The 7,245-nt window shown below is 65.8% G+C and carries 14 protein-coding genes; all 14 read left to right on the top strand.

What is annotated here, in order from left to right:
• On the top strand, positions 1 to 679 hold a 679-nt coding region (locus MZTS_RS24275), incomplete at its 5' end, for a helix-turn-helix domain-containing protein (protein ID WP_210329506.1).
• On the top strand, positions 676 to 1,011 hold the full coding sequence (locus MZTS_RS24280) for a hypothetical protein (RefSeq protein ID WP_192285868.1): 336 nt from the start codon (positions 676 to 678) through the stop codon (positions 1,009 to 1,011). The genes MZTS_RS24275 and MZTS_RS24280, both read left to right, overlap by 4 nt.
• Positions 1,008 to 1,808: a DNA cytosine methyltransferase gene (locus MZTS_RS24285; RefSeq protein WP_192285870.1), complete on the top strand. Its 801-nt coding sequence runs from the start codon at positions 1,008 to 1,010 to the stop codon at positions 1,806 to 1,808. Before MZTS_RS24280 ends, MZTS_RS24285 begins: the two co-directional genes overlap by 4 nt.
• Entirely contained in the window at positions 1,805 to 2,128 is a 324-nt protein-coding gene (locus MZTS_RS24290) for a hypothetical protein (protein ID WP_009865673.1), read from the top strand. The genes MZTS_RS24285 and MZTS_RS24290 overlap by 4 nt, the downstream gene beginning before the upstream one ends.
• Before the next feature lie 3 nt (positions 2,129 to 2,131).
• On the top strand, positions 2,132 to 3,508 hold the full coding sequence (locus MZTS_RS25425; RefSeq protein WP_009865672.1) for a hypothetical protein: 1,377 nt from the start codon (positions 2,132 to 2,134) through the stop codon (positions 3,506 to 3,508).
• A gap of 3 nt (positions 3,509 to 3,511) precedes the next feature.
• Positions 3,512 to 3,898 carry a hypothetical protein gene (locus tag MZTS_RS24300; protein ID WP_192285872.1) on the top strand — a complete coding sequence of 129 codons (387 nt, stop codon included), beginning with the start codon at positions 3,512 to 3,514 and terminating at the stop codon, positions 3,896 to 3,898.
• A complete protein-coding gene (locus tag MZTS_RS24305; RefSeq protein ID WP_009865989.1) occupies positions 3,895 to 4,461 on the top strand; it encodes a hypothetical protein in 567 nt (188 codons plus the stop codon). The genes MZTS_RS24300 and MZTS_RS24305 overlap by 4 nt, the downstream gene beginning before the upstream one ends.
• A complete protein-coding gene (locus tag MZTS_RS24310; RefSeq protein WP_009865988.1) occupies positions 4,462 to 4,875 on the top strand; it encodes a hypothetical protein in 414 nt (137 codons plus the stop codon).
• Positions 4,868 to 5,101: a hypothetical protein gene (locus MZTS_RS24315; RefSeq protein WP_009865987.1), complete on the top strand. Its 234-nt coding sequence runs from the start codon at positions 4,868 to 4,870 to the stop codon at positions 5,099 to 5,101. The genes MZTS_RS24310 and MZTS_RS24315 overlap by 8 nt, the downstream gene beginning before the upstream one ends.
• A 4-nt stretch (positions 5,102 to 5,105) precedes the next feature.
• Complete coding sequence (locus MZTS_RS24320) at positions 5,106 to 5,387, top strand: hypothetical protein (protein ID WP_009865986.1); 282 nt, start codon at positions 5,106 to 5,108, stop codon at positions 5,385 to 5,387.
• Positions 5,377 to 5,802 (top strand): hypothetical protein, encoded by a 426-nt coding sequence (locus MZTS_RS24325; RefSeq protein WP_009865985.1) that lies wholly within the window; start codon positions 5,377 to 5,379, stop codon positions 5,800 to 5,802. The genes MZTS_RS24320 and MZTS_RS24325 overlap by 11 nt, the downstream gene beginning before the upstream one ends.
• Positions 5,795 to 6,040 carry a hypothetical protein gene (locus MZTS_RS24330; RefSeq protein WP_192285874.1) on the top strand — a complete coding sequence of 82 codons (246 nt, stop codon included), beginning with the start codon at positions 5,795 to 5,797 and terminating at the stop codon, positions 6,038 to 6,040. The genes MZTS_RS24325 and MZTS_RS24330 overlap by 8 nt, the downstream gene beginning before the upstream one ends.
• Positions 6,033 to 6,398: a hypothetical protein gene (locus MZTS_RS24335; RefSeq protein WP_192285876.1), complete on the top strand. Its 366-nt coding sequence runs from the start codon at positions 6,033 to 6,035 to the stop codon at positions 6,396 to 6,398. Before MZTS_RS24330 ends, MZTS_RS24335 begins: the two co-directional genes overlap by 8 nt.
• A 278-nt stretch (positions 6,399 to 6,676) precedes the next feature.
• Entirely contained in the window at positions 6,677 to 7,105 is a 429-nt protein-coding gene (locus tag MZTS_RS24340; protein ID WP_192285878.1) for a hypothetical protein, read from the top strand.
• The last annotated feature ends 140 nt before the right edge of the window (positions 7,106 to 7,245 follow it).

The following is a 7,245-nucleotide window of genomic DNA, read 5'->3' on the forward strand; positions in this document are numbered from 1 at the left end:
TATTCGGCGGCAGCGTCAGATTTGTATAAGGGACAGCATCCATAAAGAGATCCGTCGTCGGCAGGAGGAGGCCGCACGCCGTCTCCCTCCTCCGGCAGAACCCGATATGCGCCCGGTCGAGGTGGCATCTGTAGAGACCGCTCCCCAGCAGATCGTCATCCCCAGTGCCGTTCTCGCCCGTATGCCGAATGCCATCATTCGGAAGGTGGCCGCCCAGCACGGCGTCACCTTCGAGGACATTCTAGGAGATGACCGCGCGGTCCATATCGTTGCGGCTCGCTACGAGGCAATCCGAGCCGTGAGGGAGGTGCATCCGACACACAGTATCAAGCGTCTAGGCAGGATTTTCGGCGGGCGAGATCACTCTTCCATCCGAAATGCTCTGGGCATGAACCAGAGAGCGAGAAGCCCCAATAAGCAGCGGTCGGGTCTCCTGAATGAAGACGCGCCGTCGCCGGCAGAGATCATCGAAACCACGGCTCGAAAGCACAGCGTTTCCGTTCGTGATGTCATCGGCCGATCTATTCACGAGACGGCTACCCGCGCCCGATACGAGGCTGCTGCTAGCATTCGATCCGCGCATCCTGATCTGACATCGAAACAGATCGGTGCCCTATTCGATGGGCGATCAGACAATCTGATTTGGCAGTCTCGCAATTACATGCGGAGGTCCGCATGACCACCCCCGCACTGGCTCCAGAGGTGAGGGAGCGTCCGAAGAGTGTCGATTGGTTCGACATCTTCACCCGAGCCGCGCATCGCTCGGTCGTGCTGCCTGACGGCTGGATCGGCTACCTCTCCCAAGCCGTAGAAGGCCAAGGCGTCATGGTCACCGGCAAGGTGGTCACGCAGGCTATCACGCGCGGTCCTCGCAAGGGCTCGCCGAACTTCCGCACGGCTGATCCGAAGACTGAGCGCAAGGTCTTCGTGTCGAATGAGGCGATCCACGCAGAGCGAGAGCGTGAATTCCTCGACACCCCTCCCGCTGACACGGGGGAGGCCGGACGATGAGCGGGCGTGCCTACTACAACGAGTGTGATCCCTATGCCGCAGAGTGGTTGCGCAACCTCATCGCGGCCGGGCTCATCACGGCGGGCGACGTCGATACCCGGTCAGTTGTCGATGTTCGACCTTACGACTTGGACGGGTACGAGCGATGTCACTGGTTCGCCGGGATTGGCATCTGGGACTACGCCCTCAACCTCGCCGGCTGGCCTGCGGACTTCCCAGTCTGGACGGGCTCCTGCCCGTGTCAACCTTTCAGCGCGGCAGGCGGCCGAAGCGGGTTCGCTGACGAGCGGCACCTATGGCCGGCTTGGTATCATCTCGTCCGAGAGTGCCGACCTGCAATCGTCCTTGGAGAGCAATCTGCGAGCAAGGACGCGCTCCATTGGCTCGACCTCGTCCAAGCTGATCTGGAAGCGGCGGATTACGCCTGCGGGCCGGTCGATCTCTGCGCTATCGGCGGAGAGCATAAAAGGCAGCGGCTATGGTTTGTGGCCCACGCCCATGGCTGGGACGCCTCCTCAGAAGGGCTACAACGCGGCTGGGAACACCGACAGCAGCCGCAAGACCGTCTGGCTCGGCCGCGGCGCCAGTACCAGTGGTTGGTCTGCCGAGACGGACAACGGCGCGCTGTTGAACCCGGCACACTACCGGTCACTCATGCGTATCCCGGCCGCCTGGGACGCGTGCGCCCCTATGGCAACGCCATCGACGCGGAAGCGGCGACCGCCTTCATCGGAGCTGTGATCGACACGCTGTCCACACCGCCCGCCGCGTCCGAGATCGAAGGAGGCCGGCGGTGAGCCCCGAACAGCGCAGACTTGCCCGGCACGCCCTTGGCCTGCCGAACCGCTACCGCCGGTCCTACCGCAACCGCTTCCTCGCAGGTGGCCGGGACGAGAACTGGCTTGGTCTGGTCGAAGATGGCCTCGCCGAAAGCGGAGAGCCCGACGACCTCGGCCGCACTTGGCTCTGGCTGACCCGAGCCGGCGCCGAAGCCGCGCTCGAACCCGGCGAGCGCCTGTGCCGTGAAGATTTCCCGCCGCCGCCCGCTGCTCGCGACGCCTCCGGCCGCTTCGCCAGGCGCCCGCCCCAATCCTCCACCCTCGCCCCTGGAGCTTGAGCCATGAACGTCGAACACACTCTCTCCGAGTTGGAAATGCTGGGGAACGAGCTGCGGCGTGCCGCCGAAGATCTGGCAACCGATGGCAAGGCATCCACGTGGCTGGAAGTCGCCGAGGGGCGGATACGGACGATCAGGAGCTTGATCGCCGGCCCGAGCGCCATGCCGACCACGACCAAAGACGAGGCGGCGAGGACGCCGGGGCAGGCAGAGACGGTCACGATCCTCTACACGAATTATCGCGGCGAGACGGCGGTTCGTCGCATCACGCCCATAGCTCGCGAATGGTTCGGGGCATCGGAGTGGCACCCGGAACCGCAATGGCTTTTCACGGCATTCGACATGGACAAGGAGGCGTTCCGAGACTTCGCCCGATCCGGCGTGAAGGCGTGGGGCCAAGCCGCTGTCGATGCGGCTCTCTCCGCCCCGGCATCGCCGGGCGTGCCGGATAGCCTGCGGGCGCTGAGCGAGAAGGCGTCGCCGGGGAGGTTCGAGGTCATCAGGGGGCTTCACCACTACATCGTGGTTGCGGAAGCAAGGGATCAGAAGGGGCTTCTCAATTCGGCGGACGCCGACTTCGCAGCGGCCTCGGCAAACTACGTCCGAGACATCCTCTCCAGCCATCTGGCCGGGCAGAGCGCCGGGTCGGGGGCGGAGGACTGGCGAGAGCGGGCGGCCTCCGAGATCGACACCATCGCCGAAGGGTGGGAGGCCGACGGCCGGGCCTATGCGAAGACGCTGGCGGCGATCCTCCGCAGCGAACAGCCCATTCCGGGCAGCAGGCGGCCGAACCCGAACACAGGGGCCCGGCGGCGTCCGCCCGCCCCCGACAGCACCCGCACGGTGGCCGAGGGGACGGAGTGGGTTTTGGCGCCGTTGGATGACGACGCCGCAGACCACGCTGATAGCCGCTTGCCACTCGCAATGATCGAAGCAGGGCATGACGCCTACGTTCGAGTGCAGGAAGATCTCAAGAACTACGTGGCTGGCGAGACGCCAGATTGGGACGCTGGCATGGCAGCAGTCGCCGTCTACCGCGCCATGCTCGCCGCCCGCCCGGAAGCCCCGGAGGCGCAGGGGGCGGAAACGTTCGAGACTATCGCTAAGTGGTGCGAGGACACGTTCGGCCCCATTGAGCCGGCTCGGATCGTCAGCCGTGCCGCTGAGGAGATGGAGGAACTGAAAGCCGAGCCGACGCGGGTTGAGGAAGCCGCCGACGTGGTGATCGTCCTGTCTCGATATCCCGGCCTCTGGGAGACCGTCGAGCGCAAGATGGCGGTCAACCGCAAGCGCCGCTGGCGGCTGATGGGCGACGGCACCGGCTACCACATCAAGGATGAGCCCGCCCCGCCGTCCTCCTCCGGTCAGGGAGGGCGTTGAGCCATGGGCGAGCGCACGATCTACATGGCCAGCAAGACAGCCCATGCGTGGCTCTGGCGGCGGCTCCGCGCAGACGGCTTCCCGATCATCTCATCGTGGATCGATGAGGCCGGCAAGGGCGAGACGGCGTGCTTCACCGACCTGTGGCGGCGGTGCGTGGACGAGGCTGCGACGGCTGATGCCGTCATCGTCTACCGCCAGCCTGACGAGGTTCTGAAAGGCGCCTTCGTTGAGGTCGGTGCGGCTCTCGCGGTTGGAACGCCGGTCTACGCCATCGGCTGCGACGAGTTCAGCTTCGTCAATCATGCCGGTGTCACGCGATGCCGGAGCCTCGGTGAGGCCCTGGCCGACATCACCGGCCGGCGCGTCGAGATGGAGCCGATCGTATGACCGGCCCCGTCACCACAGAGGCGCTGGATTATGTCCGCGACCTGATCCGGCAATCAATCAAGGTCGGTGCCCCTGGGCTCGCAGAGCCTGTGCGCGAAGCTCTCGTGCGCAGCATCTTCCTGAAGATCGATGGCAAGGTGATCCAGCCGCTCCTGTCCGACAAAGCCGCGGCCCTCGCCGCCCACCAGCAGGTCACGGCCGAGAGGGACGAGGCGAACGGCACCCTCCGCTACTGCGAAGGCCAGTGGCAGGACGAGCGCGGCGTCATGCTCGCCGAACTCGCCCGGCTCCGGGCCGAGGGAGAGGTGCTGCGGGAGGATGCGGCCCGCCTCGACTTCCTCGACGGCTGCAACGCCCGCCTGAACGCGTCCTACGGCACGCACTACGGCTGGAAGCTCGTGCTCAACCACAACGTCAACCGGCTCTTGCTCGGCGACATGAAGGTGGATCTCCACGACAGCGAGGGCGGTAACGAAAAGCTGCCGTCATGCCGCCTCGCCATCGACGAAGCCCGCAAACGCACCGCGCTCGCCCGCACGGCCACGGCAAGGGAGGGGGCTTAGATGGACCTCACCTTCAATAGCGCGACCCGCCAACAGGCCAAGCCGCCGGCATCATCCGAAGAGATGCTGCGGGCCATGCGGGAGATGATGGCGTTGCTACCGCCCGCAGAGCCAGAGATACATTTCGGCTTTGGTGCAATGGGCCTTCTGCCGTCCGGCGGTCTGCGGATCATCGAAGATCCGAACATGGTCGAGACGGTCGAGGATTGGTCCGAGGTGCGCTCGCCGTCGCGGGCCGCCAGGCGGCGTCGGCAGGGCCATCGCCAGCGCATTCGCTACGTCAGCCGCCCGAAGCGGGACGTGTTCAAGATCGGCTCGGCGCTCGTGATGCACCCCGACATGGCGCGGGAGATCGCGGTGCGGCTCGCCCCCACCCCTGCGCTCAACCGTGAGGAGGCCGACCGTCATGGGTGAGATGGAGAAATGGCGCGACCCCGATGAGCACAAGGTCTCGCTGGGTCAAGTTTGGGATCTGGGCGGCGAGCGGCTGACGGTCCTCGGCATCTTCACCATGAACGGCGTGCGCACGGCACTGTGCAAACGCGCCAGCAAGGTCGTGATGCGCATGCCGGCTGGCGCGCTCGCCAGGTCTGCCGCCCTCATCGCCCAGGCCGAACAGGGGGCTTCCCATGTCGAGTGAACCGATGACCCTCGAACAGGCGCTCGCGTACCTGAAGCCGGTCGACACCAACAACGGCACCATCAGCCTGCGGGCGCCGAAGGCTCGGGAAGCGGTGGCGGTGATCGAGGCTGCCCTTCTCCACGTGAGCGGGTTGCCGGAGCCTGTGCCGGGACATAAGCCGCCGCCTGATCGCGGCTGGGTGCTCTACGGCTGCGTCTTCAAACAGGGGCGCATGGTCGAACCGGGTCACTGGCTTCCTTCAGGGCACCCGCTTCTCTTGCGGGAGGCTTCCCATGGTCTCTGATCCCAAGAGACTCGCCGCCGAGATCGAGGCGGTGACCGAACGCGAGCGCACGAGGCTCGTCGCGTGGCTGGCCGAGCATCAGGTCTCGGTCGCCTCCACCGTTGACCGCGAGGTGGCAGCCGACGCGTTGATGGCGGACTTCATCGCCCCACGGCTCGCCGAGATCACCGCCTTCCAGAGCCGTGAGGGCCTGATTGCCTTCGCTCGCGAGATCATCGGCTATGCCTTCGACGGCCAGGATGCGGACGGCGCCGACATTCAGGCGCTCGCCCTGACGCACGGCCTACTCGTCAAAGAGCCCTACGACCCCGAGAGGCACGGCCCAAGCTTTGAGGTCGAGCCGGGTGACGACTGGTACACCCTTGCCGGCCCGCTGGCCCTCCCTCTCCAGCCCGAAGGGGAGCGGAATGCGTAAGACCCTGACACCCGCGCGTCGTAAGGCGCTGACTTGGATCGCGGACCACGAGCCGGTCAGCAGTTTCCCATGCGACGGCACGGCGCCCGGCCTGACATTTGTGCGTAAGCTTCGATCTGATGGCTTGGTGCGCGAGGTCGGCAAGGAGCCGGGACATGGCTTCTTCGCCTTCACACGATTCGCTCTGACCGACGCCGGGCGCGCCGCCCTCGCCGAACAGGAGAAGGGCGATGCGTGAGAGCGAGGCTATCGAACTCTGGTGCCCTTTTACGCGAGCGGCATGGGCCAAGCCCCATGAGGACGGAGGCTGGCGCACGAGCGGCGATCCGCTAGGCTTCAATCGAGCCCTGATCCGTCCTGGCAACGAAGAGCGAAGCGTCGGACGGTGCATCGGTGCCGCCTGCATGGCGTGGCGCAACAGCGGTTCTGTCGAGGTCGAGCACACGACCGAGATGGTCGGATTGGAGCGCACGCGCACCCGCACAACACGCGAGCGCGTCGGCTACTGCGGCTTGGCCGGCTCGCCGGGTCTCTCTGACGCTGAACTGATCGCCAGCCCCACCACCGAAGACAAGGGGAGAGAGGATCGTGCCTAGAGAGAGGGGCGGACGCTCTGGCCTTGAGCCTCGGGGCATGACCCGCGAAGCCGCGGCGGCCTATTGCAGCCTGTCGCCGGCCACATGGGATCGGTGGGTGAGCGACGGCCGCATGCCGCCTCCCCTGCCCGGTACGCATCGGTGGGACCGCAAGGCGATTGATCGCGCTTGGGATCTTATCTCTGGGTTCGGGACGGAGGAGATGAGCGCTTCCGACCTAGCCGTGGCAGAGTGGAGAAAGTCGCGCCGTGCGGGTTAAAATGACTGGCTTGCACGCCGTGAAGATGAAGCTCGCGGGCGGCAAGGAGCGAACCTATTACTATGCGTGGCGCGGCGGTCCTCGGCTTGAGGGCCGATACGGCTCGCCTGAATTTCTGGCGAGCTACAATGCCGCTATTGCTTCGCGGAAGGCGCTGCCTCAAGGCCAGTTCCGATCCGTCATCGCGGCCTACAAGGCGTCGGCGGAATTCAATAAACAGCTCGCGCCTCGAACCAAGGCTGACTACCTCAAGCATCTCGCGAAGATAGAGGCCGAGTTCGGGGCCATGCCGATCGGTGTCTTTGAGGAGAAGCACCGGATCGAGACGCGCGGCGAGTTCAAGGAATGGCGCGATGTGCTCGCCAAGGCGTCTGTTCGCCAAGCCGATTATGCGTGGAGCATCCTTGCTCGGGTTTGCTCATGGGGTGTGACGGCAAAAGCCTCGTAGGAGCGTTGGTGCGATACGCGACCCTTCGTCCGGGCCGGCGGCGGCCGGATCCTCGAGGTGGATGGCGTCTCTCGGGACGAGGATGGCATCGCCCCATTCCGCTCTCCTCGCCCGCCAGGGGCAGGGGCAGGGGCAGGGGC

Origin of the sequence: Methylorubrum zatmanii, assembly GCF_014845115.1 — a bacterium.
In the GTDB taxonomy this organism is placed as follows: domain Bacteria; phylum Pseudomonadota; class Alphaproteobacteria; order Rhizobiales; family Beijerinckiaceae; genus Methylobacterium; species Methylobacterium zatmanii.

Coding starts and splice junctions, on each gene's coding strand:
- MZTS_RS24310 (WP_009865988.1), top strand. CDS start 4,462: ATGGACCTCACCTTCAATAGCGCGACCCGCCAACAGGCCAAGCCGCCG.
- MZTS_RS24320 (WP_009865986.1), top strand. CDS start 5,106: ATGACCCTCGAACAGGCGCTCGCGTACCTGAAGCCGGTCGACACCAAC.
- MZTS_RS24325 (WP_009865985.1), top strand. CDS start 5,377: ATGGTCTCTGATCCCAAGAGACTCGCCGCCGAGATCGAGGCGGTGACC.
- MZTS_RS24285 (WP_192285870.1), top strand. CDS start 1,008: ATGAGCGGGCGTGCCTACTACAACGAGTGTGATCCCTATGCCGCAGAG.
- MZTS_RS24335 (WP_192285876.1), top strand. CDS start 6,033: ATGCGTGAGAGCGAGGCTATCGAACTCTGGTGCCCTTTTACGCGAGCG.
- MZTS_RS24315 (WP_009865987.1), top strand. CDS start 4,868: ATGGGTGAGATGGAGAAATGGCGCGACCCCGATGAGCACAAGGTCTCG.
- MZTS_RS25425 (WP_009865672.1), top strand. CDS start 2,132: ATGAACGTCGAACACACTCTCTCCGAGTTGGAAATGCTGGGGAACGAG.
- MZTS_RS24330 (WP_192285874.1), top strand. CDS start 5,795: ATGCGTAAGACCCTGACACCCGCGCGTCGTAAGGCGCTGACTTGGATC.
- MZTS_RS24305 (WP_009865989.1), top strand. CDS start 3,895: ATGACCGGCCCCGTCACCACAGAGGCGCTGGATTATGTCCGCGACCTG.
- MZTS_RS24280 (WP_192285868.1), top strand. CDS start 676: ATGACCACCCCCGCACTGGCTCCAGAGGTGAGGGAGCGTCCGAAGAGT.
- MZTS_RS24300 (WP_192285872.1), top strand. CDS start 3,512: ATGGGCGAGCGCACGATCTACATGGCCAGCAAGACAGCCCATGCGTGG.